Origin of the sequence: Acetobacter okinawensis JCM 25146 (assembly GCF_000613865.1) — a bacterium.
Lineage (GTDB): Bacteria > Pseudomonadota > Alphaproteobacteria > Acetobacterales > Acetobacteraceae > Acetobacter > Acetobacter okinawensis.
The window spans coordinates 1-24,423 of record NZ_BAJU01000035.1 but is presented as its reverse complement, the minus strand read 5'-3'; the positions used below and the strand labels follow the sequence as shown (position 1 = coordinate 24,423).

Genomic DNA, 24,423 nt, shown 5'->3' with positions numbered 1-24,423 from the left:
TGCATGCCTTCAGGCTGCCGACATGCTGGCCGCCCGCGGCCTGCCGCCCACGGTTGCCGATGCACGCTTTGCCAAGCCGATTGATACGGCGCTGGTGGAAAACCTCGCCCGCAACCACGCGGTGCTGATTACCATTGAGGAAGGCTCCGAAGGCGGGTTTGCCACACAGGTCTGCCACCATCTGGCCCGCACCGGCCTGCTGGACCGGGTGCGCTTCCGCCCCATGACCCTGCCCGACCGCTTTATCGACCATAACACGCAGGACGCACAGTATGACGAGGCCGGGCTCTCCGCCCCCCACATCGTCGCAACCGCACTCAACGCACTCGGCGTGAGCGCTGCGGGCATCGGAGACATGCTCGAAGCAACCTTGCCAAACTGTGCAACCGGGACAAAATCGTAAGCATGAAACGTATTTCTTTCCGCGCAGGGCTCGTGCTTGGCATGAGCATGGCGCTCCTTCCCGCTGTTGGGGTTGGCGTATCCGCCCCGGCCGCGTTTGCCCAGTCCGCTCCCTCCAGCGCGGTTATCGCCCCGGTACAGACCCTGTACAAAGCGCTGGAACAGATCGTGCAGTCCCACGGCAGCTTTGCCGAGCGCAGCCAGATCGTAGCCGCAGCCGTGGACCAGTCCTATAATCTGGAAGCCGTGCTCAAGGCCTCCATCGGCCTGCGCTACAACGGGCTGAGTGCTGATGAAAAGCAGAAGCTGCTTGCCGCGTTCAAGGACTATACGGTCGCGCGCTATGTGAGCAACTTCAAGCCCGGTGCGGACGTCAAGTTCACCATTCTGCCGGATGTGACCGACAGCCCCGTGGGCGGTAACAAGCTTGTCGTCACCAATCTTGGTGCCAGCGACGGCTCCACCCCGACCGAACTCAGCTATGTCATGAACAATGCTGGCGGGTCATGGAAGATCGTGGACGTGCTGCTCAGCGACGCCCGGATCAGCCAGGCTGCGGCACAGCGTTCGGACTTCAGCTCCACACTGACCTCTGGTGGCGTGTCCGGCCTTATCAGCGTACTTGAGCGCAAGGCTCAGACCTACGCCAAAGATTAAGGGAACAGGACGAGGCGCGTGCGGCAACGCAAACAGACACCAATCCCCGCTATGGGGCGCATGATGGTTGAAGCATGGTAGCGGTTCTCCCTCTTCTGGCGGCTGCCAGCGCGCTTCTTTCTGTTACCGGCTGCGTACAGTCCTCTCTGGGGGCTGGGCTACTGGCACGCTTCCGCCGCACCGAGCGGCGGCCAGTTGTGCTGGGCAACCCGCCCCCGGTAACCGTGCTCAAACCCCTTTACGGCTCCGAACCCCTGCTGGAAGAGGCGCTGGAAAGTTTTTGCACGCAGGACTACCCCCAGATGCAGATCCTGTTTGGTGTACGCGATGCGGACGACCCCGCCATTGCCATTGTACGCCGCTTACAGGAGCGCCACCCACATCTGGACATGGAGCTTGTGGTGGACCCCGCCCTGCACGGGCTGAACCGCAAGATCAGTAACCTGATGAATATCCTGCCCAGAGCACGGCATGAGATTCTGGTTATCTCCGATTCCGACATTCATGTGCGGCCCGACTACCTGCAACATATTGTCTCTGCCCTACACCAGCCCAACACCGGGCTGGTCACCACGCTGTACGCGGGCCTGCCCGCCAGTGGATCGCTGGTGCAGATGCTCGCGGCCTGCCAGATCAACACAACTTTCTGCCCGGCGTCATGCTCTCCCGCTATCTTGGGCGGCAGGACTGTCTGGGCGCCACCATGGCGCTGCGCCGCCAGACGCTGGATGCGGTAGGCGGGCTGGAAGCCCTTCTGCCCCATGTTGCGGATGACGCCCTGCTGGGCAGGCTTGTGCGGCAGGCAGGCATGAACATTGCCATTGCCGAATGCATGACGTGGACCACCATTGCCGAATCCAGCATGGGCGAGCTGCTCCGCCATGAACTGCGCTGGGGCCGCACGGTGTGCACGCTCGCGCCCATGGGCTATGCAGCCTCCTCCATCCAGCTTCCCCTGTTCTGGGCGACGCTGGTTGTGCTTTTTCAGCCACATGCAGCATGGAGTTTGCCATTCTTCTGGGGCATATGGGCCATGCGTGCCCTGACATCGCTGCTGATTGACCGCGCCGTGGGCTCGCGCCCGCTGTGGCCGCTTCTGCTGCTCCCCGTGCGGGACTGGCTGTCTGCCGCCATTATGGTCGCCAGCGCCAGTGGTACAGAAGTGCACTGGCGGGGGCAGACCATGCACATTGCCCCCCACCCGACCGCAGCCCCTACCCCGGTGCGCAGCCTCTCCCCCGGCCCATAGCCTGCGCATGCAAAAGCTTGCCTTACACATATGCGCCAGAGTAATTGCCTAAACCAAAGCAGACACGTGAAGTCCCTGCGCCAGCTTCATGTCCGCGCTTACTGTTGGACCCCACCGTTTTACGCCCTTGTCAGGATAGAAACCGATGACGATGAGAACCCTTTTTCTTCAGCCGCCAACTTTTGATGGTTTTGATGGCGGCGCAGGCTCGCGCTATCAGGCACGCCGTGAAATCAAATCTTTCTGGTATCCGACATGGCTGGCCCAACCTGCGGCTCTGGTTCCCGGCAGCCGCCTGATTGACGCCCCCCCCGCCAACATGGGCATGGAGCCCATTCTCGAAGATGTGAAAAACCGCGATCTGGTGGTGCTGCACACCTCCACCCCGTCCTTTGCCAAGGACGTGCAGGTGGCCCAGATGCTCAAGGACGTGAACCCGAACCTGAAGATTGGCATGGTTGGCGCCAAGGTTGCCGTGCAGCCCGAGGAAAGCCTGCTCAAGGGTGCGCCCATCGACTTTGTTGCCCGCAATGAATTTGATTACACGATCAAGGACATTGCCGATGGCATGGACTTCAAGGACGTGGACGGCATTACGTGGCGCAACAAGGATGGCCAGATCATTGCCAACCGTGACCGCGCCATGATCGAGGACATGGATTCCCTGCCCTTCGTGACCGAAGTGTACAAGCGCGACCTGCGGATTGAAGACTACTTCATCGGCTACCTTATGCACCCCTACCTGTCCATTTACACGGGCCGTGGCTGCAAATCGCGCTGCACGTTCTGCCTGTGGCCGCAGACCGTGGGTGGCCACCGCTACCGCACCCGCAGCCCGGAGCATGTGGCGGCGGAAATCCGTCTGGCAATGCAGTACTTCCCGCAGGTGAAGGAGTTCTTCTTTGATGATGACACCTTTACCGATGACCTGCCCCGTGCCGAAGCCATTGCGCGTGAACTGGGCAAGCTGGGTGTAACCTGGTCGTGCAACGCCAAGGCCAACGTGCCGTATGACACGCTCAAGGTCCTGCGTGACAACGGCCTGCGCCTGCTGCTGGTCGGCTACGAAAGCGGGAACCAGCAGATCCTGCACAACATCAAAAAAGGCATGCGCGTTGAAGTTGCGCGCGAGTTCACCAAGAACTGCCATGAGCTGGGGATTAAAATCCACGGCACCTTCATTCTGGGTCTGCCGGGCGAAACGAAGGAAACCATTCAGGAGACCATTCGCTTCGCGCAGGAAATCAACCCGCACACGTTGCAGGTTTCCCTTGCTGCCCCTTACCCCGGCACGGCCCTGTTCAAGGAAGCCACGGAAAACGGCTGGCTGGACGAAAGCAACGCAGAACTGCTCGACGACAACGGCGTGCAGATTGCTCCGCTGCACTACCCCCACCTGTCGCACACCGAAATCTTCAACAGCGTGGAAGAATTCTACAAGAAGTTCTACTTCCGCGCGCCCAAGATTGCCTCCATCGTAGGTGAAATGGTGCGCTCCCCCCAGATGATGAAGCGCCGCCTGCGCGAGGGTGTGGAGTTCTTCCAGTTCCTTAAAGGCCGCAAGGCTGCCTGATCTGGCATAACTTACGGCTCTGGGTGGGGGACGGCGCATAAGTCCCCCACCCAGAACAGCCATGACAGCCCCCACCCGCCGGTGTTAGACACAGGCAAAGGTTACAAAGGGCTGCCAGAACCATGAAACGCGCCATTATTTCTGCCGATGATTTCGGCATGTCGGTTGAAGTGAACGAGGCCATTGAACAGGCCCATGTTAACGGCGTGCTCTCAACCGCCAGTCTTATGGTCTCCGGCCCCGCAGCACAGGATGCGGTGGAGCGGGCCAAACGCCTGCCCTCCCTGAATGTTGGCCTGCATCTGGTGGTGATTGAAGGACCATCGGTGCTGCCCCATGCCCGCCTGCCGCTGATTACGCGGGACAATGGCTGGTTCTCCTCCTCCCAGCTTGGGCTTGGGGTGGACTATTTTTTCCGCCCCGAAGGACGGCGCGAACTGGAGGCGGAAATTACCGCCCAGTTTGAGGCCTTCAGCCGCACGGGGCTGGCACTTGACCATGCCAACGCCCACAAGCACATGCACCTCCACCCCACCGTGGGCAAAATGATGATCGGCATTGGCAAGGGCTACGGGCTCAATGCCGTGCGCGTGCCGCTGGAACCCCCCAAACCCCTGTATGCCGCAGGCACCTATACCGACACGCTCGGAGATGCCGCCCTGCGCCACTGGACCGCCATACTGCGCCATCAGGCCCATGCGGCGGGCATGGCGACCAATGACTGGTGCTTTGGGCTGGCATGGAGCGGACACATGACCACCGAGCGCATGGCAGCCCTTGCCGCCCACCTGCCTGATGGCGTGTCCGAGATCTACTTCCACCCCGCCACCCACAAGAACGCCATGCTGGAAGAGCTGATGCCAACCTATGAGCACGAGGCCGAATTTCAGGCGCTATGCTCGGTCGGCTTTCGCAAAGGGCTGGAACATGCGGGCGCGCAGCTATGCGGCTGGCAGGATATCGCACGGAGTGCATAGCTGCTGCGCGTATGTTGCAAATTTATCGTTATAACAAAAATTTGCACTCGTTTTTTCCTAAAGAACCGATTTGTAGGGTTTTTGGGTAATAATATTACTCAAACCCTCTTGACCGGGTATTTCCCTTCATGCTCCTGATGGCAAACCGACAACAACAAAAACAATAACGGTCTGTCCCATGGTCGCACATCCTGCACACAGGAATTTCCGCCTCTGCCCTTCTGCTGCCCTGCCTTATACGCGCAGCCGCAGTGCCTATCCCTGCAAGGCTGTCGTCAGCACCGCTCAGGCGGTCTGAACACCAGCCCCAAGGGGGAGCCCCCTCCCCAGCACTCTGCACGCACAGGATAACTCCCTCCAGCAAGAGCGAGAGGAAGCGGAATAACAATGCCAAAAATACACCGCCCCCAGCCCCACGGCACGCCCACACGCACGCCGTGCATCTTTGCCCCCCGCACCACTACTGCGGCCGCCCTTGCGCTGGCCTCCGTCTGGCACGCACCTTTTGCTACGGGCGTGGCTCGTGCGCAGACCACCCATGCCTCCGCCCTGACGGCGCAGCCAGTGTTGCCCCCATCTCGGACACGATCATCAACCCCGGCAGCAAGGTCCATGCCCTGCCCACACAGTCCCTGCGTCCGCTGGATGCAGAGACCATGGGTCCGGACCTGAGCGCAATCCGCCGCCCGCCCAATACGCCCATCCCGCCCAGCGGGGTGCCCATTCTGCCGTCCCCCGGTCTGGCGCCGCTGAGCGTCATGCCGATCATGCCGTCAGACACACCCCACTCCCTGCACCAGATTGAACTGGACGCCCTGAGCAATGCCGAAGGGCCATCCGCCCTGCTGCCCGCAAGCATAGACGCCCAGCGCGACTATGACCTGCCAGACCCCTACTACGTGCCCACCGCAGGCACGGGGCACCTGATCCCGCAGTTGATGCCATTCCGCGACCGGCTGCGTGACAAGGGCTTTTCGTTCTCGTTCTCCTACAAGGGAGAGGCCATGGGGCTGGCCGCAGGGGGGCTGCATGACCAGAAGGGCATCAGCTACGTGCATGAGCTGACCTTGCAGACCACGTTTGATCTGGGCCGCATGAACCCGGCACTCAACGGCTGGTCTGTGCATGGACTGGTCATGGAACGTGCGGGCCGTGCGGCGCAGAACGTGCGCGCGGGTGAATACTACGTGGCCCTGCAGGAGGTGTACACGCTCTCTGGCAACGTGGCGGCCCATCTGGTGGACATGTACGCCGAAAAGAAGATGCTCAACAACAAGCTGGACATCATTTTTGGCCGTATGTCCCTGACCCATGTGTTCGCCACATCCCCGCTGCTGTGTTCGTTCATGGTCACCTGCTCCGCCCCTGTAGCTATCAAGCAGCTGCCGGGCATGAGCGTGTACCCCAAGGCCACATGGGGGCGCGCGCACGCTTCCGCCCCACGCGGGACACGGCCATACAGGTGGGTGCATACTCCGTCAGCACCCTGACGCAGAACCCCTCTGGCTGGTCATGGGGGTCGGAGGACGCTACGGGCCTCTCCCTACCGATCGAGTTCACCTGGGCGCCGTTCCTGACCCGCAACCGCCTGCCCGGCCACTACGTGATCGGGTATGAGCACGATACAACCCGTTATGCGGACAAGATTGGCTCGGTCCTGCCCAGCCGCGTGGCCAACACACTGCCGGGCACACGCTCCGCGCCATCCGACGCCATGTGGCTGGAGGCAGACCAGATGGTCTACCGCCTTGGCGGGCGTAACCAGATGGCCGGTGGCTACCTGATGGCAGGCTACGTGCATGCCACCCCGCGCGTGGTCAACATATCTGACCAGGCTTATGGGGGCCTGTCGTTTGTGGGGCTGATTCCGGGTCGCCTGACCGACCGGTTTGGCGTGCTGTACTCCTGGTACAAAGTCAGCCGCCGCCGCCGCGAGAGCGAAATTCTGGCCGTGGACGGCGGGTACTCTCTGGGTTCGACCATTCGCGGAATCCAGAACGATTCCGAGCTGATCGAAGCTTATTACGGGATTGATGCAACCCACGGCGTACTGGTCCAGCCCGAGTTCCAGTACCTGATCCACCCGGGTGAGACGCACCATATCCCCGATGCGGCACTGATCGGCCTTAAGGTTATTGCCAACCTGTAAACCCACCCTGCGGGCAAGCCCCTGCTGGCGCATTTTATAAAACCACGCACACAGGGGCCACACCGGCTTTGCCCCCCGCCCCACAAAACAGCATGAACAGGGCCTGCCCCCGTGGCAGGCCCTAGGCATGGGGTGGTAGCTCTGCTAGTCAACAAGGCGAACGTTCAACCTGCACGCGACTGGCCTTGCTGCATCTGGCATGACTGACACGCCCGACAACACCCCCTCCCCCGGACAGACCCTTTCCGCCAGAGCGGAAGCGGCCCGCACCGAACGCCTTGCCCGGCAGGCTGCGGCCCTGCGCGCCAACCTGCGCCGCCGCAAGGATCAGGCCCGCACCAGACAGGACCACACGGCGGAGGACAAACCCGCCACCACACACATACCCGGTAATGGAGAGAGCAAGACATGCCCGTGATGCCCGATACATGGATCCGCCAGATGGCGAACGATCACGGCATGATCGAACCGTTTGTGGAGAACCAGCGGCGCGAAGGCGTTATTTCCTACGGTCTGTCCTCCTACGGGTATGACGCCCGGGTGGCAGATGATTTCCGTATTTTTACGGATGTGAACAACGCCATTGTGGACCCCAAGAACTTCAGCCCCGAGGGTTTTGTGTCCCGCAAGGCGGATGAATGCATTATTCCGCCCAACAGCTTTGTGCTGGCCCACACCATTGAATACTTCCGTATTCCGCGTGATGTGCTGGTGGTCTGCCTTGGCAAGTCCACCTATGCGCGGTGCGGTATTATTGTAAACGTCACCCCGCTTGAACCCGAATGGGAAGGGCAGGTCACGATCGAGATCAGCAACACAACGCCCCTGCCTGCGCGCATTTACGCTAACGAGGGTATCTGCCAGTTCCTGTTCTTCAAAGGCGATTCCCCGTGTGAGGTCAGCTACGCTGACCGTGCAGGCAAATACATGGGCCAGCGTGGCGTTGCCACGCCGCGGATGTAAGGCACATGGACCATTTTGTCATTCGCGGGGGGCGCCCCCTGCATGGAGAAATTACCATTGGCGGGGCCAAGAACGCAGGGCTCAAGCTGCTGGTTGCAGGGCTGCTGACCTCTGAACGGCTTGTGCTGAGCAATGTGCCCCATATTGCCGACATTGCCACCATGCGCGCCCTGCTGGAGCAGCACGGGCTGGATGTGCAGGACGTGGCGGGCGATGGCACAACGCTGTCTGTCGGGGGAGAGATCACCAACACCGAAGCCCCGTATGACATTGTCTCCAAAATGCGGGCCTCCATTCTGGTGCTGGGCCCGCTTCTGGCCCGCTGCCGGGAGGCACGCGTGTCTCTCCCCGGTGGGTGCGCCATTGGCACCCGGCCTGTGGACCTGCACCTGAAGGGGCTGGAAACACTGGGAGCCGAGATTACGCTGGAGAACGGCTACATCAACGCCCGCGCGCCCAAGGGGCTTAAGGGGGAGCGGATCATTCTGCCCTTCGCCTCCGTTGGAGCGACCGAAAACCTGATGATGGCGGCAACGCTGGCACAGGGTAAAACCGAGATCATCAACGCGGCCCGCGAGCCTGAAATGGTGGATCTGGCCAACTGCCTGAACGCCATGGGCGCACGCATTACCGGCGCGGGCAGTTCCGCCATTCTGATTGATGGCGTGGAGGCCCTGCACGGGGCCGAGCACCGCATTATGCCCGACCGGATTGAATGCGGCACCTACGCCTGTGCTGCCGCCATTACGGGGGGTGACCTGCGGCTGGTCGGCGGGCAGATGGACCACCTTGGCGCCGTTGTGCGTGCGCTGGAGGAATGTGGGGTTGAAGTCACCCAGGATGGAGACACCATGCGCGTGCGCCGCACCGGTGCTCTGCGCGGGATCGATATTATGACCGAACCGTACCCCGGCTTCCCGACCGACATGCAGGCCCAGTTCATGGCCCTGCTCTCGGTCGCTGAAGGCGCGTCCATGATTACCGAAACCATTTTTGAAAACCGGTTCATGCATGTGCCCGAGCTCAACCGCATGGGCGCACGCATTAACGTGCATGGGTCTTCTGCCATTATCCGTGGGGTGCACAGCCTGTCTGGCGCGCCGGTCATGGCGACCGACCTGCGGGCATCGTTCTCGCTCATTCTCGCAGGGCTTGCCGCCCATGGTGAGACCATTCTGAGCCGCGTGTACCACCTTGACCGGGGGTACGAGGCCGTGGAACGCAAACTGGCCAAATGCGGCGCACTAATTGAGCGCGTGCGGGACTAAAACCTTCCGCACTGCACATAAAAAAGCCGGAGCAGCACCTACTGCTCCGGCTTTTTTATATAACCAGCCCTCAGGGATTACCCTTTGGGAGCAGGTGATCTGGCGTTCAGTCTTCCCACCAGACACTGAGTGTGCGCACACCCTGTGCCCCACGGACCAGCACGCCCTGAATATCCGCTGTGGCGGACGGCCCGCTCATGAGCACACCGTAATTGGCGGTATGGAACTCGGGGCGGTCCATATAGGCCGTGTGCATGTTGGCCGTCAGGTTTTTAGCCGAGAGAATGACCACAATATGCTGTGTCAGATGCGCTGCCGAGTTCAGGTCCTTCAACTGGGCCTCGCTCAGGTAGATGGACCCCATTTCCGCAATGCCAAAGGGGGAGCGCACCACCAGCACATCCACCGATGCCGCCTGCTGTGGTGTACCCAGCTCCTCTATGCGGATGGTGCCGTCAAAGTCCGGCACAGCGGAGCAGATGATCTTGGAATCGGGGAAGCGGCGGGCAATGGCCGTGGCCAGTGTATCCCCTTCCTGCCGCTCCAGCACCTGCCCACCCAGAAGCTGGAGGCTGTTTTCAAACCGGGCCTGCCCGTTGTCCATATCCCCAAGCCGTGCCACGGGGGGAAGCGGGTGGGCCTTGGGGTCTGGCCGGTTGTCCCGCAGGCGGGTCAGAATGGCGTCGCGCGAGGTGCTCATGCGCCTTCCCCTTCCTTCTTTTTGGTTTTCAGCCGGTTCTGCTTGTACCAGCCATGAAAGGTCTGCTTGACCGGGTGTGGCAGTTCGCGGTGCTTGCCCCACGGATTAAGCCAGTTATACAGCACAAAGCGCGGCATGGTGCTCAGGGCGACCTCCGTGCCGTTAATGGCCGCACGGTACAGGCTGGGCTGGCCCATAAGCTTGCCGGCCATATACATGACCTCACGCTTTACAAACGGCAGTTCGTGGTGTTCGGCCAGAACCCTGCGCCATTTGTAAAGCTGGTCGTGGATGTTGATCTTGACCGGGCAGACGTTGGTGCAGCTCCCGTTCATGGTCGAGGCAAAGGGCAGCGTGCTGTATTTGCGCTCGTTAAAAGTGGGGTCAATAATTGCACCAATGGGGCCGGAATACACCGCACCATAGGACAGCCCGCCAGAACGACGGTACACCGGGCAGGTGTTCATGCACGCGCCACAGCGGATACATTTGAGCGAGGTCCAGAACTCCTCCATGCCCAAACGGTGCGAACGCCCGTTATCCACCAGCACCACATGCATTTCGCTCCCCTTCTGCGGGCCACGGAAATGCGTTGTGTACTGCGTAATGGGCGAGCCAAGGGCCGAGCGGGACAGCATGCGGATAAACACCCCCATGTCCGCCATGCGCGGCACCAGCCGCTCAATGCCGATTGTGGCAATGTGCAGGCCCGGCACGGTAGCACTCAGGTCGGCATTGCCCTCGTTGGTGCAGACAACAAAGGAGCCGGTCTCGGCCACCACAAAATTGCCCCCCGTCATGCCCGCATCGGCGGACAGAATGACCGGGCGTGCGGCCAGCCGCTGCTGCCACGCAAGAGACTGCGCGCTGTTGTCGTTGGGGTCGGTGTGGTAGTGCTCGGCAAAAATCTTGGCCACGTCGGGGATCAGCTTGTGTACGGCTGGCACCACAATATGGCTGGGCATCTGGTTATCAAGCTGCTGGATGCGCTCGCCAAGGTCCGTCTCTGTCACCACCACGCCGCGGGGTTCCAGATACTCGCGCATGCAGCATTCTTCGGTCACCATGGACTTGCTCTTGATGAGCGATTTGGCGCCGTGCTTTTCCAGAATTTCGCCAACTATACGGTTATGTTCCGCACCATCCGCCGCCCAGTGGACGTGGATGCCGTTCTTTTTGGCATTGGCCTCAAACTGCTCCAGATATTCGGGCAGGTTGGCCAGCGTGTGCTCCTTGATGGCGGAGGCACGCGCGCGCAGCTCCTGCCATTCGGGCAGAATGTGCATCTGGCCATCACGCTTTTGCCGCAGGTCCCACAGCCGCTCGTCATGGAAATCCATGTGGGCCGTATCTTCAATAAACGCTTCGGCCGCCTTGGCGTGGTTGACAGGTTTGACTTTCATTCCCGCGCTCCATTCAGAATTTCAGCAATATGAATGAAGCGGATGGGAACACCGGCCCGCTCCGCGCACCCCTGCTGATGCATCATGCATGACGTATCGGCCGAAACAATGTATTCCGCCCCGGCCTGATGGTGGTCACGCACCTTGTCCGTGCCCATTTTGGCCGACACGGCCTCCTCCGTCACCGAGAAGGTGCCGCCAAAACCGCAGCATTCATCAGGCCTTTTGGGCGTTGCAAAGGAAATGCCCTTGACCTTGTTCAACAAATCCATGGGTTTGGAAAAAAACGGCTCGCCCAGTTCGGACATGCTGGCCGTACGCAACGCCCGCAGCGTGCCGCAACTGTTGTGCAGCCCCACCTTGTGCGGGAACTCGGCCCAGGGGAAGTCCTCCACCTTGAGCACGTCATGCAAAAACTCGACCAGTTCAAACGTGTTTTCACGCACGTGGCGCACTTCGTCCGTCTGTTCTATGGCGTCAAAATTGTCACGCACATGGTGTGTGCAACTACCCGACGGCATAACAATAACGTCGTATTTGGCAAAGTTTTTAACAAACAGGGCTTCTGCCGGAGCCGCGTCCTTGTTGCAGCCCGAATTGGCCATGGGCTGGCCACAGCAGGTCTGGTTCATGGGGTATTCCACGTCCTGCCCCAGCTTTTCCAGCAGTTCCAGTGTAGCAATCCCCGCGTTTGGATAAAACGCGTCTATATAACAGGGAATAAACAACCCGATTTTCATACGCACCCCCGGTAAAGAGCGAGCCTCCTCAGCTCGCTGCAATCACAATTTCCACTAAAGATGGGCCATCAGTTGCCAAAGCCGCCTCCAGTGCCGGGGCAATGTCGGCTGCCCGCGTCAGTCTGGTGGACGGCACACCCATGGAACGGGCAAGCGCCTGATAGTCTATGCTCGGGTTGACAATATCCATGGCCGGATATGTGCCCTCCCGCGCGGAAATATAATCTTTTTGCTGCCGCATGAAGTTCTTGAGCACATTGTACTCCTGATTATTCATGACCACAAAAGTCACGGGCAGCTTTTCATGCGCCGCAGTCCACAGCGCTTGTGGCGAATACAGCGCGGCCCCATCCCCCACGAGCGAGACCACACGCCCACGCCCAAGGCCGAGTGACGCCCCAACGGCTGCAGGCATGCCCCAGCCCAACGCCCCACCACGCAGGAAGGAATACTGCGCAGGCCATGCACTTTCCAAAAACAGGCGCACATCGGAGGACGTGGCTATGGCCTCGTCCACAATGGCAATGTCAGGGCCTATGGCACGCACCACCTCCCACGCAGCCACACTGGGGTGGATGACCGCATCCGTCTTGTGGGTCAGTACATCCGCACGGGCCTGCGCCCTGTGCTGCCGCCGCGCCGCAGCCACCTGCGCACCTGCGGCACCATAGGCCTGAGCGTGCGCCTGCGTGGCCCTGCGCAGTTCAGGCAGCAGGGCATGCAGGGACGCCTTGATATCCCCCACGACCGAGAGCGGGGTCCAGAACGTCCGCCCGAGGTCACGCACATCGGACGACATCTGGTACACCGCACAGCTTGGCGGCAGGGCCGGGCCTTCGGTGTAGAGGATGGTAATGAGCGATTTGCCACCCAGTGCAAAAATAGCATCATACGCGCCCAGTTTTTCGGCAATGGCAGTGGCCTGTGTTGGCAGGTTACCACACCACAGCGGATGCGCGGTGGCAAAGGGAATGCGCGATGGCCAAGAGGACCCAAAAACCGGAGCGCCCAGACATTCGGCCACGGCTGCAACCTCGGCCGCGGCATCGGAGCCGTAAACCTCGTCCCCCGCAATAATGGCCAGCCGCCCCGGAGCAATCCCCGCCAGCGCATGTGCAAGCTCGGGCAGCCCCCCCGCTACGGCCTGCCGGTTGATCTGCATGGGGCGCCAATATCCACCGCACTCAATTCCTCCATCACATCCATGGGGAGCGAGAGAAACACCGGCCCGCTGGGCGCTGCCGTGGAATCGTGAAAAGCACGGCGCAGCAGCACGGGCAACTGGTCCGCGTGGGCAACCTCCTGCGCCCATTTGACGGCGGGGCGGGCAATCTGCACCAGATCACCAAACAGCAGCGGGTCGGAAATGGTGTGGCGTGAATCCTGCTGCCCTGCTGTCACCACCAGCGGGGTCTGCGAGACACTGGCATTGAGCAGGTTGCCAAGCCCATGCCCCAGCCCACCCGCCGTGTGCAGGTTGAGAAAACCCGGCCTGCGGGCAGCCTGCGCGTAGCCATCGGCCATGGCCACCACGCTGGCCTCCTGCAGACCCAGCACGTAGTGCACGTCCGGCACTTCCAGCAGGGCGTCTATCAGCGGGAGTTCGGTGGTGCCGGGGTTGCCAAAGATGTAATCCACCCCCTCGCTCCGCAGCACCTCCAGCAGCACGGCGGCACCACGGCGTACCCGCCCCCCTGCTGCATCCACCCCTGTTATGCCTGACATGCCCTGTGTTCCCCCGCGCTGCTGTTACGCCACCTTGCGTATGCGCAAACCCATTTTACACACCCATACGGGCCGCACGGTTTGCGCGGCCCCGCACCAGGCGCTCTATTCCGCCGCCAGTTTTTGGCCCTGAATGGCGGCAGGTTCCGGCCCCCCTGTGGCCCAGTCCAGCAGTTCCACGGTGTGGACAAACGGTAGCCCCACCTCCCCCGCAAGCTGGGTCATGCAGCCAATGTTACCGCTGGCGGCAATCTGGGCCTGCACGGAGCGGATGTTCTTGAGCTTGCGCTCCTTGAGCTCATTGGCAATGTCGGGCTGGAGCAGGTTGTACGTGCCTGCCGAACCACAGCACAGGTACCCCTCTGGCACGTCCAGCACACTAAAGCCCGCAGCACGCAGCAGGTCCTTGGGCTGGTTCACAATCCGCTGGCCGTGCTGCATGGAGCAGGCGGAGTGGTACACCACGCGCAGCCCCGTGGGAATTGTGGGTTTTTGCAACCCGATTTCCACCATAAACTCGGTAATGTCGCGCGCCATGGCAGACACACGCGCAGCCTTGTCCGCCCATGCCGGGTCCAGCCGGAGCGCATGGCCATAAGCCTTGATGGACGTGCCACAACCTGATGTGTTGATGACAATGGCATCCAGCCCGTCCGGGCCATCGGCCTCGCGCAGCCATGCGTCAATATTGGCCTTGACCAGTGGCAGGGCCTGCGCCTCGTCCCCCATATGTTCGGCGGGGGCGCCACAGCAGCCTGACCCTGCGGCCACCACAACCTCCACCCCGTGGCGCTGGAGCAGGCGGATTGTGGCCTCGTTAATGGCGGTGTCCAGCACCGTCTGCACGCAGCCGTTGAGCAGGGCCACACGCTTGCGCGGCTTGACCGCCTTGCCCCCTTCGGGCGCAGGCAAAAAGGTCTGGGGCCGGTCCACGGGGCTTGGGGCTGGCAGGGGTGTTGTGGGCACCATGTCCAGCATGGCGCGCAGGTGCCGGAGAACAGACTGCGGAAGGGCCGCCCCAGACGCCCGCCAAAAATGGCAAGGCGGAACAGCCGCGCATTGGGGATGAGCCGCACCAGCAGTTCGCGCACGGCACGCTGGAAGAGCGGACGTTTGTAGTGCTCCTCCACATATTCGCGCCCGTGGGCAATGAGCTTGGAATATTCCACACCGGAAGGGCAAATGGCCTCGCACGCAAGGCAGGTCAGGCAGCGGTCCAGATGTTCGACCGTTCTGGCGTCTGGCACGCCGCCTTTTTCGTACATGTCCTTCATCAGGAAAATACGGCCACGGGGGCTGTCGTTTTCCTCATGCTTTACGGCATAGGTGGGACAGCGCGACAGGCACACCCCGCAATGCACGCAGTTGCCAATAATGTCTTTGGCCAGTTGCACGTTCGGGTCCGCATCCAGCGCGGCCTGGGGAATATGGCTGAGCATTGGGGCGTCTCCTATGCCTGAACGGTCATGCGGCCGGGGTTGAGAATACCTGCGGGGTCAAAGGCTGCACGGGTACGTGCTCCAAGGGTTGCAACCCCGGCACTTACGGGTGGGAACGCACCAAAGCGCACAAGCACATCCTGCGGTGCGCGCAGGATGGTTGCACGCGCACCGGCCTGCTCCGCCATTTTGCGGTAACGCAAGGTGTCCACCTCGGGCTGGACACCACGCATGGTGGAGAACACAACGCCCCCCGCCCAGTCCACAAAAAAGCGGTTGATACAGCCCGCACTACGCGCCTGCTCCACAAAAGCAGGCATGGTGGTGGCGGGCAGGTTTACGCGCCAGACCAGCTCGTCCGGGCGGGTGTTCAGGCATTCCAGCTCCCGCACACCGGCCCACAGGGCATGGCTTGCCTCCTGCTCCAGCACCACCATACCCCACGTGGGCCAGCAGACCGGCCAGCACCTGCTGGTTGCCTGCAACACCGGGCACGGTCCCTTCCACACGCACCAGCAGCTCGCAGGCACCTGCTACGTTCACCCGGCGGGCCAGCCCGCCAATGCCCAAGGGGAGTGCGCGCATCTGGCCAAACAGGGCCACGTCCTCCGCCAGTGTTGCGGCAGGCAGCACCAGAGTGACCTCCGCCCGGGGGGCGGGCAGCACCTTGATGGTCACACTGGTCAGGGCTGCCAGCGTGCCATTGGCCCCGGTCACCAGCTTGCTGATATCGTAGCCGGTCACGTTCTTCATGGTCCGGCCACCGGCCTTGAACACGTCCCCCTGACCGTTCACACCCTCCACGCCCAGCACAAAGTCGCGCACCGCGCCGGTTAATATCCGGCGTGGGCCGGACAGGGCGGTGGAGACAGCACCACCCAGCGTGCAGCGTGCGCCATCCGTGCCATACAGCCCGGCATAACGTGGCGGCTCAAAGGGAAGATACTGGCCTTTTTGCGCCAGAATCTGCTCCACGCTCTCCAGCGTCACGCCAACACCTGCGCGGATGACAAGGTCATCGGGGTCATAAAAATCTATCTGGTCCAGCCCGCCCAGCTCCAGCACCTGTGTGGCGGCAACCGGGTTGCCCAGACCGGCGCGGGTGCCATTGCCCCGCACCACCAGCGGTGTGCGGTTATGGGCCGCGTCCATAAGAATATCCGCAACGTCCTGTGTGGTGGCAGGACGCATGGATGCAACGGTTTGTGTGTCTGTCATGCTTGCAATGCCCTACCAGAATCAGAAACGCGGAATATCCGCAAAACGCAGGTTGCCGTTATGCACATGCATCCGCCCGAACTCCGCACAGCGGCACAGGGTGGGGAACATCTTGCCCGGATTGAGCAGGTCCTTGGGGTCAAACGCACATTTGACCATCTGCTGCTGCTGCAAATCAATTTCGGTAAACTGGTGGGTCATCAGGTCACGTTTTTCAACGCCTATTCCGTGTTCCCCGCTGAGCACCCCACCCGCGTCCACGCAGGCGATCAGCACATCGGCCCCAAACTCCTCCGCTTTTTCCAGATCTCCCGGCTTGGCCGCATCATACATGATGATGGGGTGCAGGTTGCCATCCCCCGCATGAAAGCAGTTGGCGTAGTCCAGCCCGTATTTTTTGGACATGTCCGCCATCTTGTTCAGCACCTCGGGCAGTTTGTTGCGCGGGATGGTGCCGTCCGTACAGTAATAATCGGGGCAGAGCTTGCCAATGGCCGAGAACGCCAGCTTGCGGCTGCTCCATATGCGCTGGCGTTCCTCCTCCGTGGTGCTGACCTTGAGCTCAATCGCCCCCTGCGCGCGGGCCACATCGCTCACCACCCCCACAAGGCGTCCACCTCGACCGCCGTGCCGTCGAGTTCGCACAGCAGCAGGGCTGCCGTGCGGTCATCAAATTTTTCCTTGATCAGGACGGAGACGGCATCGAGCACCTTGCGGTCCATGAACTCCAGCCCGGCGGGAATAACCCCCACACCAATAATGGCGCCCACGCAGGCGCAGGCCTCCTCCACCGAAGGAAAGCTCATGGAGATCACACGCGCCACCTCTGGCACCGGCTCCAACCGCACGGCAATTTCGGTCACAACGGCCAGCAGCCCTTCCGAGCCGGTCAGCACACCCATAAGGTCCAGCTCGCCCTCGGCCGCACCAAGGTAGGCACCGCCAAGCTCCACCATCTCCCCGGTCATCAGCACCGCCTGAATGCCCAGAATATGGTTGGCGGTCACGCCGTATTTAAGGCAGTGCACCCCCCCTGCGTTTTCAGCCACGTTGCCACCAATGGTGGAAATAAGCTGGCTGGACGGGTCGGGCATGTAGCACAGCCCAAGATGGCTGACTGCTCGGTAATTTTGATATTGGGAACACCGGGCTGCACGCGGGCAACACGGTTGTGCGCATCCACCTCCAGCACGTTGCACAGCCGCGAGGTTACAAGCAGCACGCCATCTTCCAGCGGCAACGCCCCGCCAGAGAGCGAAGTGCCCGACCCGCGCGGGACAATCTTGACGCCCCGTTCATTGCAAAAACGCAGAACCGCCTGCACTTCCGCCGCACAGCCGGGCAGCACCACAAGCAGCGGCATGGCCATGTAAGCGGTAATGCCGTCACACTGGTATGGCCTGCGCTGCGCATCGTCGGAAATGACCCAGTCTTTCCCCACGATCTGGCGCAGGCCCTGAGCCAGTGCATCACGCTGGCTTATAATGGCCTGATTGGGTTCGGGCATCTGCATTCTTATTCTCTTTCATACTGCGTTGCCGCGTCATGGAAGAAAAAAGGCAGTGCGCCTGCCTCCTTTGCTCCGTCCGCCAGTGGCGCCGTGTTGTGGTGTTATAACAACATTGTCGCGCTAATGAAACGGATGGAGCGGATGACAGCAATAGAACCTGTTCTGCGTCAAGCGCAGCCCTATGTTCAGGCTGCGGCTGTGGTCTCACCCAACTGTGCGAGTGGCTGCATGAGCAGGTGGTTGTGCGAGTAATCAACCGGCACGGCAATCACCACCGGGCCTTCCACATCCATAGCCTCACGCAGGGCCTGACGCACCCCGTCCTCCGTTGTGGCTGTAATGCCTTTTGCCCCGCAGGCTTCTGCATATTTTGCAAAATCTATCGGACCAAAATGCACGCCGGAGCCACGGCCGTATTTCTTCTGCTCCTGAATTTCCACCATGTTGTAAGCCTGATCGATCCAGACCATGTGGATCAGGTTGCACTTCAGGCGCACCGCGGTCTCAAGCTCCATGCTCGACATCATGAACCCGCCATCGCCAGAAATGGAAACAACTTTTTGCGATGGGTTTACAAGGCTGGCTGCAATACCCCATGCAGGCCAACCCCCATGGTCTGCTGGCCATTGCTGATCAGCACCTGCCGTGCACGGAAGGACAGCAGATACCGCGCGAGCCAGATGTGGAACGTCCCCATATCCAGGCACAACGTCATGTCCGGGGTAACAAACTGCTCCAGTTCACGCACGATCTGGAGCGGGTGCACGGCGGTGTTGCTGCTGCTGCGCGCATTGAGCAGAGCGGAGCTACGGGCTTTTTTATACCCCTCCAGCACGGCCTCCAGCTCTGGCGCACGGGCCAGACCACCCGCCTTGCCGCCCAGGGCAGACAGGCTGAGCCCGATATCGCCAATCAGTTCAATGGCGGGGGCAAAGGCATTGTCGAGTTCGGCTGGCACAATGTCGATGTTGATGATCTGGCGTGCGTCGTTCACGTTCCACAGCCACGGGTCATATTCCACCGGGTTGTAGCCCACGGCCACCACCACATCTGCCTCGTGCAGAAGCTGGTCCCCATGCTGGTTGCGGAACAGGCCAATACGCCCGCCAAAACGGTCCACCAGGTCTTCCGACACCGCCCCCGCAGCCTGATACGTCCCCACCACGGGCACACCGGTCTGTTTGACAAAGGCGCGCACGGCCTCCGCCACATCCGGGCGGCTGGCCAGCATACCCAGCAGCATAACCGGGCGTTTGGCATGCCTGAGCAGTGTGGCGGCCTCGGCCACCACATCAGCCGGAGCGCCCCCCATGCGCGGCGCAAGGCGGTCTGCCAGCACCGGAGCATGAGCGGGCATGGACAGAACATCCATGGGCGTGCTGACAAAGGCCGCACCGGGGCGCCCACTTTCGGCAAAGCGGAAGGCATTGGCCATCACTTCGGAAATAGCGGTGGGGGTGGTCAGCTCCACGCTGTATTTGGTCACGGGGCGGAACAGGCTGACCGTATCCATGGTCTGGTGGGTCAGTTTAAGCCGGTCTGCCAGCTTGACCGCACCGCCAATGGCCAGCACGGGGTCCCCTTCCGAGTTGGCGGTGGCCAGCCCGGTAATAAAGTTGGAAGCACCGGGGCCGGATGTGGCAATGCACACCCCGGCCTTGCCGGTAATGCGGCCAAGGCCACCGGCAATAAAAGCGGCGTTCTGCTCATGCCGTGTTACCACGGTCTCGATCGAGGAATCGACCAGCGCGTCAAACAGACGGTCCACCTTGGCGCCGGGAATACCAAACACATGGGTAATACCGTGTGCTTCCAGATTTTTGACAATAAGCTCCGCACCGCACTGGGCGGTGGTGTCTGCATTTTTGGTCATTGTAGAAAAAACCTCTGGTCAGCCGGGGGCCGGGTTACAAAAACCGCGTGCAAACCCCGTGCAATTCAAAAAACAGGTCAAGCCAGAGAGCGGTTAGCCACCCTCGGCAATACGAATGGCCTCGCTCAGGCTTTCGGGGTTCAGGTTGGCCTGCGCAAACTGTCTGGTGCGCGGCAGCTGCACCTGAAGGTCGGAAATGCTGGCCACTTCCAGCATCCCCTTGATGATCTTGTATTCGGTCACATGCCCGCCGCGTTTGTGATCTTCGGAAAGGAAGTGCAGGTGGTAGCCCGCCACGTTCACGCCCTGCATATACACCGGGGTGCGGAAGCCGATCATGGTGCCACTGACCGATTCCATGGTGAAGGTCGGCTGTTTTTTCACCACTTCGAGCATATGGGGGTAAGGCTTGCACTGGCAGAACACCGTGCGCGTATCCACCCGCTCGAACAGGCCGGTAAAGCGCACCGCACCAAACAGGTTGGGGTTGCCCAAAAGCTGGTCCACCAGCTCTTCAAAACTTTCCTTGTCCTTGGGCGTATCGACCATGACATTTTTTTCGGGTTCAAAATATGTCACGCAGGCAAAAGGCGTTTTAAGCGATCCGGGCACTTCTGCTGCCAGCCCTTCCGCACGGAACTGGCGCACCACACCGTCTGTCACAATCATCTCCCCATCAAGAGAGTTAAAGGTGCCAAGGCCAAAATTACCGTGCTGGAGCAGCTCATCCAGCGTGGTTTCCCCATCGTATACCGCATCGAGCAGTGCGGCCATGGTGGAGGTCTGGTAAAGGCGGTTGACCGCAGGCCTGCCAACAACTCCACCCCCAAGGGCGGAGGACCGCAGGTCTATGTCCGCTACCGGCTGCTTTACCATGCTCTACACTCCTTCAAACGCGCACTGGCCCAAATCATCTGACGCAGATGTTATAACGGTCTGAAGCAGTCTTCCAATATATCTTGGCGGTGTTATCCATATCGGATATATATGGGTCATGGACATCCGACACCTGCGCTATTTTGTGACCGTGGCCGAGCATGGCAGCATTACCCGCGCGGCCGAAGCGCTGGGCATGGAGCAGCCACCGCTCAGCCAGCAGATCCGCCAGCTTGAAAAAAACCTTGGTGTGGTGCTGTTCGAACGTTTGACGCGCGGTGTCCGGCTGACCGATATCGGGGCCATGCTGCTCCCACGCGCCAAAACCATTCTGGAGTTGCAGACCCAGTTCCTGTCCACAGCGCAGGGGCTTGCACGCGGGGAGATGGGGCATATCCGCCTTGGGCTTGCGGGGGCGGTCTCACTTTTGCCGGTTATCCCGTTCACCATCCGCCGGTTCCGGGAAATGGCGCCAGATGTCACCATTTTTCTGGAAGAGAGCAACACGCCCTCGCTGTGCACCGCACTGCATGAGCCCAGCGTGGACATTGCCATTGTGCGCCCCCCCGTGCCGGACCCTGTGCGACTCTCGGTTTTTCATCTGCTGGACGAGCCCACGGTTATTGCCCTGCCACGCGGCCACCAGTTGGCGGATACCCCCGTCATCAGTCTGGATATGGTGGCGCAGGACCCGCTGATCATCTTCCCGCGTGAGTTGGGTCCGGGTTTTCATGACGCCATTCTATCGGCCTATCAGGTCGCGGGGGTCACACCTGTTATGGGGCAGCAGGCACCCCAGATTGCGGGCACCATTCCACTGGTTGCCGCAGGGCTTGGGGTGTCGGTGGTTCCGCGCTCACTGAGCCAGATCCATGCCGGGGGTGTGACCTTCCACACCATAAGCGAGCCCGCGCCACGCGCCACGTTAGCAGTGGCCATACGGGCGGGGCAGAATATGCCGCTGGTTACGCGCTTTGCCAGCGTGCTGCGCACTGCCTGCCGCAAATGGACAAACCGACAGCCCGGACAGGATTTTTTTGATCTGGAATGACCGCACAGAGCGCAGGTTGCCTAAAACGCGTATTCCCTTGCATCCGCCACCGCGCGGAGCACAAAAAACGTGCGGGTCTGGCGCACATGGGGCAGCACACTGAGCACATCGGTATGGAAGCGGTCAAAACCCTCCATGTCTGCCACACGGACTTTTAAAAAATAATCAAAATCGCCAGCAACAAGGTAGCAGTCCAGCACTGCGGGCTGCGCGGCCATGGTCGCCTCAAAAGTGGGAAAGCTCTGCGGGGTGCGCTCAAGCACAACCCCGACCAGCACCACCATGCCAAGGCCCACCCGGCTGGCATCCACCCGGGCCTGCACGGAGGAAATATACCCTTCATCAAACAGCCGCTGCACCCGGCGGTGGCAGGTGGCGGGGCTGACCCGCACCTTATCTGCAAGGTCCGTATTGTGGATCCGCCCGTTATTCTGCAACAGGCGCAAAATCTGCCGGTCCGTCTTGTCCAGACAGTTTTCCATGGAATGCCGCTCTCCAATTACCCAAATCTATGAAATTTTGTTATTTATTTTTTATTAAATCCGAAAGATTCCATCACAGGATGTCTTGTTTTTAAATTAAAGGCTATCTGCCTCCTGCCCGCAATATTTTATCATCACAACCGGGTGCGCAAGAGCAAAAAAGGGCAGAAGCCCCCTGCACGCCCAGCAGGGCGACAATAAAACCATTTGCTGCACCAGACAGATTTTGTTTAATTTTATACAAGTTACAAAAGGACTTACACGCCCCTGATTTGTTGCATGGCCGGAACCAGCACCCCCGCCAGCACGGAGACAGACCACTTTGAGCATGAACGCACCCCTCCCCTCCGCCACCCCGCCCGAGCAGACAGTGGAAGGCTACAGGCAGGGTCTGGGTAAACGACAGATCCAGATGATTTCGGTCGGGGGGGCCATTGGCACCGGCCTTTTTCTGGGAGCGGGCAGCCGGTTACAGGCCGTGGGGCCATCGCTTGCCATTGTTTACCTGATCTGTGGTATTTTTTCCTTCCTCATGCTGCGCGCTCTGGGGGAACTGGTCATGTACCGCCCCACCAGCGGCAGTTTTGTCTCCTACGCGCAGGAATTTCTGGGCGACAAGGCCTCTTACGTTGCGGGCGCGCTCTCGTTCTTCAGCTGGGCCATGACCGGCATTGTCGATATTACCGCCGTGGCCCTTTACATGCACTTCTGGGGTGTTTTTGCCGTTGTGCCCCAATGGGTCATGGCGCTTATGGCGCTCCTTGTCATTACCGCCATGAATCTAGTGGGCGTCAAATGGTTCGGGGAGATGGAGTTCTGGTTCTCCATCATCAAGGTTGCGGCTCTGCTGGCTTTTCTGGTCGTGGGCACCGCCATTCTGGGCCTGCGTGTGCCGGTGGATGGGCATACCACGGGGCTGGGACTGATTACCGAGCACGGCGGGCTGTTCCCCCACGGCATGTTACCCGCACTTGTGCTTATTCAGGGCGTTGTGTTCGCCTATTACGGCATAGAGATGATTGGCACCGCCGCTGGCGAATGCCAGAACGTGCGCGAAGTGCTACCTTCGGCCATTAACAACGTGATCTGGCGGATCATGATCTTTTATGTCGGCACGGTCACGCTGCTGGTCCTGCTGCTGCCGTGGTCGGCCTATCAGGCAGGGGTGAGCCCGTTTGTCACCTTTTTCTCCCGCCTTGGGGTGCCGGGGGTGGATTCGCTCATGAACATGGTGGTGCTGACCGCAGCCCTGTCCAGCCTGAACTCGGGCCTGTACTCCACTGGGCGGGTGCTTCGCGCGCTGGCACTCAACGGCACGGCACCGCGCTACCTTGCCCACATGAACAGGCAGGCCGTGCCTGCTGCGGCCATTTTAACAACGGTTGCCATTTATCTGGTGGGGGTGGGGCTGAACTACCTGCTGCCCGCCCAGATTTTTGAAATTGTCCTGAACATGGCCTCCATCGGCATTGTCAGCACATGGTGTTTTATTGTGTTCTGCCAGATCAAACTACGGCAGGCCATTCGCGCAGGCCGCATTGCCCCAACCGGCTTTGCCATGCCCGGAGCCCCCGTTACCGCCTGGCTGACCATTGCCTTTTTTATCAGCATTCTGGGGTTGATGCTATTTGACTACCCAACGCACCTACTCCATTATGGCCATTCCGGCACTGGCCGCCCTGCTGTTTGTGGGCTGGAAAGCCGCAAGCCATACCCCGCTCAATGTTGTGCCGCAAACAATCCCCTCGGCTGAACTGACGGATGATGCGGATTTTACCCCCACCAGCCACACAGGCCAGAACACCCCATAACAACCCGGCCCAACACGCCCTGACAAACAAAAAAGGGGAGCCCTGTATGGGCTCCCCTTTTTGCTGTTTCCGCCAATCTCAGTATCCCGGCGGGGGTGGGTATGGCACGGGCGCTGGCACAACAGGCACCGCCGGGTAAGCCGGGTACGGTGTTGCCACCGGGTAAGGTGCTGCGGCATACGCGCCACCAGCTATCACATTGGAGATTACACCCGTTGCAATGGCCGCGAGCAAAAAGCTGCCACCATAATTGATCCAGCGATAACCCGGCGGAGGCGCGTACAGACCACCGTAGCCACGCCAGTTATCTACAAAAATACCGCCGCCATCATACCGGTCGCCTGCGCGCCACATGCC

The 24,423-nt window shown here is 60.7% G+C and carries 20 protein-coding genes and 7 pseudogenes; 11 read left to right on the top strand and 16 right to left on the bottom strand.

All coding sequences use genetic code 11. From position 1 onward, the window contains the following. The 5 genes and pseudogenes from JCM25146_RS12180 to hpnK all read left to right on the top strand — a co-directional run. Nucleotides 1–403: transketolase C-terminal domain-containing protein (locus JCM25146_RS12180; protein ID WP_025828263.1), on the top strand; the 403-nt coding region annotated here is incomplete at its 5' end. A gap of 2 nt (nt 404–405) precedes the next feature. Further along, on the top strand, nt 406–1,059 hold the full coding sequence (locus JCM25146_RS12175) for an ABC transporter substrate-binding protein (RefSeq protein ID WP_025828261.1): 654 nt from the start codon (nt 406–408) through the stop codon (nt 1,057–1,059). A gap of 74 nt (nt 1,060–1,133) precedes the next feature. Then, nucleotides 1,134–2,308 (top strand): annotated as a pseudogene (gene hpnI, locus JCM25146_RS19250) (bacteriohopanetetrol glucosamine biosynthesis glycosyltransferase HpnI). Between the two features lie 145 nt (nt 2,309–2,453). Beyond that, nucleotides 2,454–3,881 carry a hopanoid biosynthesis associated radical SAM protein HpnJ gene (gene hpnJ / locus JCM25146_RS12165; RefSeq protein WP_025828259.1) on the top strand — a complete coding sequence of 476 codons (1,428 nt, stop codon included), beginning with the start codon at nt 2,454–2,456 and terminating at the stop codon, nt 3,879–3,881. Nucleotides 3,882–4,003: 122 nt separating this feature from the next. Continuing rightward, nucleotides 4,004–4,858 (top strand): hopanoid biosynthesis-associated protein HpnK, encoded by an 855-nt coding sequence (hpnK, locus tag JCM25146_RS12160; RefSeq protein ID WP_025828257.1) that lies wholly within the window; start codon nt 4,004–4,006, stop codon nt 4,856–4,858. 275 nt (nt 4,859–5,133) lie between these two features. Here hpnK and JCM25146_RS25165 read toward each other — a convergent pair whose 3' ends face one another. Beyond that, complete coding sequence (locus JCM25146_RS25165) at nt 5,134–5,472, bottom strand: hypothetical protein (protein ID WP_199897745.1); 339 nt, start codon at nt 5,470–5,472, stop codon at nt 5,134–5,136. Between the two features lie 42 nt (nt 5,473–5,514). Here JCM25146_RS25165 and JCM25146_RS19245 point away from each other — a divergent pair. The 4 genes and pseudogenes from JCM25146_RS19245 (at nt 5,515) to murA (ending at nt 9,238) form a co-directional block, all read left to right on the top strand. Further along, nucleotides 5,515–7,007: pseudogene (locus tag JCM25146_RS19245) on the top strand (carbohydrate porin). Between the two features lie 199 nt (nt 7,008–7,206). After that, nucleotides 7,207–7,425: a hypothetical protein gene (locus JCM25146_RS12150; RefSeq protein ID WP_025828255.1), complete on the top strand. Its 219-nt coding sequence runs from the start codon at nt 7,207–7,209 to the stop codon at nt 7,423–7,425. Beyond that, nucleotides 7,416–7,970, top strand: a complete 555-nt coding sequence (dcd, locus tag JCM25146_RS12145; protein WP_025828253.1) for a dCTP deaminase — start codon at nt 7,416–7,418, stop codon at nt 7,968–7,970. Before JCM25146_RS12150 ends, dcd begins: the two co-directional genes overlap by 10 nt. 5 nt (nt 7,971–7,975) lie before the next feature. Next, the gene (gene murA / locus JCM25146_RS12140; RefSeq protein WP_025828251.1) at nt 7,976–9,238 is read left to right on the top strand and encodes a UDP-N-acetylglucosamine 1-carboxyvinyltransferase; all 1,263 of its coding nucleotides are present in this window, start codon (nt 7,976–7,978) and stop codon (nt 9,236–9,238) included. Nucleotides 9,239–9,344: 106 nt separating this feature from the next. Here the strand turns inward: murA and JCM25146_RS12135 are convergent, their stop codons facing one another. From JCM25146_RS12135 to budA, 13 genes and pseudogenes are all read right to left on the bottom strand, one after another. Then, nucleotides 9,345–9,938 (bottom strand): LutC/YkgG family protein, encoded by a 594-nt coding sequence (locus JCM25146_RS12135; protein WP_025828249.1) that lies wholly within the window; start codon nt 9,936–9,938, stop codon nt 9,345–9,347. Beyond that, a complete protein-coding gene (locus JCM25146_RS12130) occupies nt 9,935–11,341 on the bottom strand; it encodes a lactate utilization protein B (protein WP_025828247.1) in 1,407 nt (468 codons plus the stop codon). Before JCM25146_RS12130 ends, JCM25146_RS12135 begins: the two co-directional genes overlap by 4 nt. Continuing rightward, nucleotides 11,338–12,081, bottom strand: coding sequence for a (Fe-S)-binding protein (locus JCM25146_RS12125; RefSeq protein ID WP_025828246.1), 744 nt, complete (start codon nt 12,079–12,081; stop codon nt 11,338–11,340). The genes JCM25146_RS12130 and JCM25146_RS12125 overlap by 4 nt, the downstream gene beginning before the upstream one ends. A gap of 28 nt (nt 12,082–12,109) precedes the next feature. Beyond that, nucleotides 12,110–13,806 (bottom strand): annotated as a pseudogene (locus JCM25146_RS19240) (thiamine pyrophosphate-binding protein). Between the two features lie 105 nt (nt 13,807–13,911). After that, complete coding sequence (locus JCM25146_RS19235) at nt 13,912–14,784, bottom strand: heterodisulfide reductase-related iron-sulfur binding cluster (protein WP_369347441.1); 873 nt, start codon at nt 14,782–14,784, stop codon at nt 13,912–13,914. Between the two features lie 248 nt (nt 14,785–15,032). Then, nucleotides 15,033–15,245: pseudogene (locus JCM25146_RS25015) on the bottom strand (4Fe-4S dicluster domain-containing protein); the annotation flags it as partial. An 11-nt stretch (nt 15,246–15,256) separates the two neighbouring features. Beyond that, entirely contained in the window at nt 15,257–15,565 is a 309-nt protein-coding gene (locus JCM25146_RS22155) for a hypothetical protein (RefSeq protein WP_148299079.1), read from the bottom strand. Continuing rightward, the gene (locus tag JCM25146_RS19230; protein ID WP_148299078.1) at nt 15,537–16,463 is read right to left on the bottom strand and encodes an FAD-binding protein; all 927 of its coding nucleotides are present in this window, start codon (nt 16,461–16,463) and stop codon (nt 15,537–15,539) included. The genes JCM25146_RS22155 and JCM25146_RS19230 overlap by 29 nt, the downstream gene beginning before the upstream one ends. A gap of 21 nt (nt 16,464–16,484) precedes the next feature. Next, the gene (locus JCM25146_RS25265; protein ID WP_369347438.1) at nt 16,485–17,069 is read right to left on the bottom strand and encodes an FAD-linked oxidase C-terminal domain-containing protein; all 585 of its coding nucleotides are present in this window, start codon (nt 17,067–17,069) and stop codon (nt 16,485–16,487) included. After that, complete coding sequence (locus JCM25146_RS25260; protein ID WP_369347446.1) at nt 17,057–17,269, bottom strand: FAD-linked oxidase C-terminal domain-containing protein; 213 nt, start codon at nt 17,267–17,269, stop codon at nt 17,057–17,059. The genes JCM25146_RS25265 and JCM25146_RS25260 overlap by 13 nt, the downstream gene beginning before the upstream one ends. A 195-nt stretch (nt 17,270–17,464) precedes the next feature. Then, a pseudogene (locus JCM25146_RS25255) lies at nt 17,465–17,826 on the bottom strand (FAD-binding protein); the annotation flags it as partial. A gap of 332 nt (nt 17,827–18,158) precedes the next feature. Continuing rightward, nucleotides 18,159–19,846 (bottom strand): annotated as a pseudogene (gene alsS, locus JCM25146_RS19220) (acetolactate synthase AlsS). 93 nt (nt 19,847–19,939) lie between these two features. After that, complete coding sequence (gene budA, locus JCM25146_RS12095) at nt 19,940–20,722, bottom strand: acetolactate decarboxylase (protein ID WP_025828244.1); 783 nt, start codon at nt 20,720–20,722, stop codon at nt 19,940–19,942. Nucleotides 20,723–20,840: 118 nt separating this feature from the next. Here budA and JCM25146_RS12090 point away from each other — a divergent pair, with 118 nt between their 5' ends. Next, the gene (locus tag JCM25146_RS12090) at nt 20,841–21,773 is read left to right on the top strand and encodes a LysR family transcriptional regulator (protein WP_025828242.1); all 933 of its coding nucleotides are present in this window, start codon (nt 20,841–20,843) and stop codon (nt 21,771–21,773) included. A gap of 20 nt (nt 21,774–21,793) precedes the next feature. On the opposite strand, the gene JCM25146_RS12085 is transcribed toward JCM25146_RS12090, so the two are convergent. Then, nucleotides 21,794–22,255 carry an Lrp/AsnC family transcriptional regulator gene (locus tag JCM25146_RS12085; protein ID WP_025828240.1) on the bottom strand — a complete coding sequence of 154 codons (462 nt, stop codon included), beginning with the start codon at nt 22,253–22,255 and terminating at the stop codon, nt 21,794–21,796. Between the two features lie 328 nt (nt 22,256–22,583). Here JCM25146_RS12085 and JCM25146_RS19215 point away from each other — a divergent pair. Continuing rightward, a pseudogene (locus JCM25146_RS19215) lies at nt 22,584–24,066 on the top strand (amino acid permease). A gap of 78 nt (nt 24,067–24,144) precedes the next feature. Here JCM25146_RS19215 and JCM25146_RS12075 read toward each other — a convergent pair. Further along, nucleotides 24,145–24,423 (bottom strand): RcnB family protein (locus JCM25146_RS12075; protein ID WP_025828238.1); only part of this gene is annotated, 279 nt, incomplete at its 5' end.

Coding starts and splice junctions, on each gene's coding strand:
- dcd (WP_025828253.1), top strand. CDS start 7,416: ATGCCCGTGATGCCCGATACATGGATCCGCCAGATGGCGAACGATCAC.
- JCM25146_RS12175 (WP_025828261.1), top strand. CDS start 406: ATGAAACGTATTTCTTTCCGCGCAGGGCTCGTGCTTGGCATGAGCATG.
- JCM25146_RS12085 (WP_025828240.1), bottom strand. CDS start 22,255: ATGGAAAACTGTCTGGACAAGACGGACCGGCAGATTTTGCGCCTGTTG.
- hpnK (WP_025828257.1), top strand. CDS start 4,004: ATGAAACGCGCCATTATTTCTGCCGATGATTTCGGCATGTCGGTTGAA.
- murA (WP_025828251.1), top strand. CDS start 7,976: ATGGACCATTTTGTCATTCGCGGGGGGCGCCCCCTGCATGGAGAAATT.
- JCM25146_RS12150 (WP_025828255.1), top strand. CDS start 7,207: ATGACTGACACGCCCGACAACACCCCCTCCCCCGGACAGACCCTTTCC.
- JCM25146_RS19230 (WP_148299078.1), bottom strand. CDS start 16,463: ATGACAGACACACAAACCGTTGCATCCATGCGTCCTGCCACCACACAG.
- hpnJ (WP_025828259.1), top strand. CDS start 2,454: ATGACGATGAGAACCCTTTTTCTTCAGCCGCCAACTTTTGATGGTTTT.
- JCM25146_RS22155 (WP_148299079.1), bottom strand. CDS start 15,565: ATGCCTGCTTTTGTGGAGCAGGCGCGTAGTGCGGGCTGTATCAACCGC.
- JCM25146_RS12130 (WP_025828247.1), bottom strand. CDS start 11,341: ATGAAAGTCAAACCTGTCAACCACGCCAAGGCGGCCGAAGCGTTTATT.
- JCM25146_RS19235 (WP_369347441.1), bottom strand. CDS start 14,784: ATGCTGGACATGGTGCCCACAACACCCCTGCCAGCCCCAAGCCCCGTG.
- JCM25146_RS12125 (WP_025828246.1), bottom strand. CDS start 12,081: ATGAAAATCGGGTTGTTTATTCCCTGTTATATAGACGCGTTTTATCCA.
- JCM25146_RS12135 (WP_025828249.1), bottom strand. CDS start 9,938: ATGAGCACCTCGCGCGACGCCATTCTGACCCGCCTGCGGGACAACCGG.
- JCM25146_RS25260 (WP_369347446.1), bottom strand. CDS start 17,269: ATGAGCTTTCCTTCGGTGGAGGAGGCCTGCGCCTGCGTGGGCGCCATT.
- JCM25146_RS12090 (WP_025828242.1), top strand. CDS start 20,841: ATGGACATCCGACACCTGCGCTATTTTGTGACCGTGGCCGAGCATGGC.
- budA (WP_025828244.1), bottom strand. CDS start 20,722: ATGGTAAAGCAGCCGGTAGCGGACATAGACCTGCGGTCCTCCGCCCTT.
- JCM25146_RS25165 (WP_199897745.1), bottom strand. CDS start 5,472: ATGGACCTTGCTGCCGGGGTTGATGATCGTGTCCGAGATGGGGGCAAC.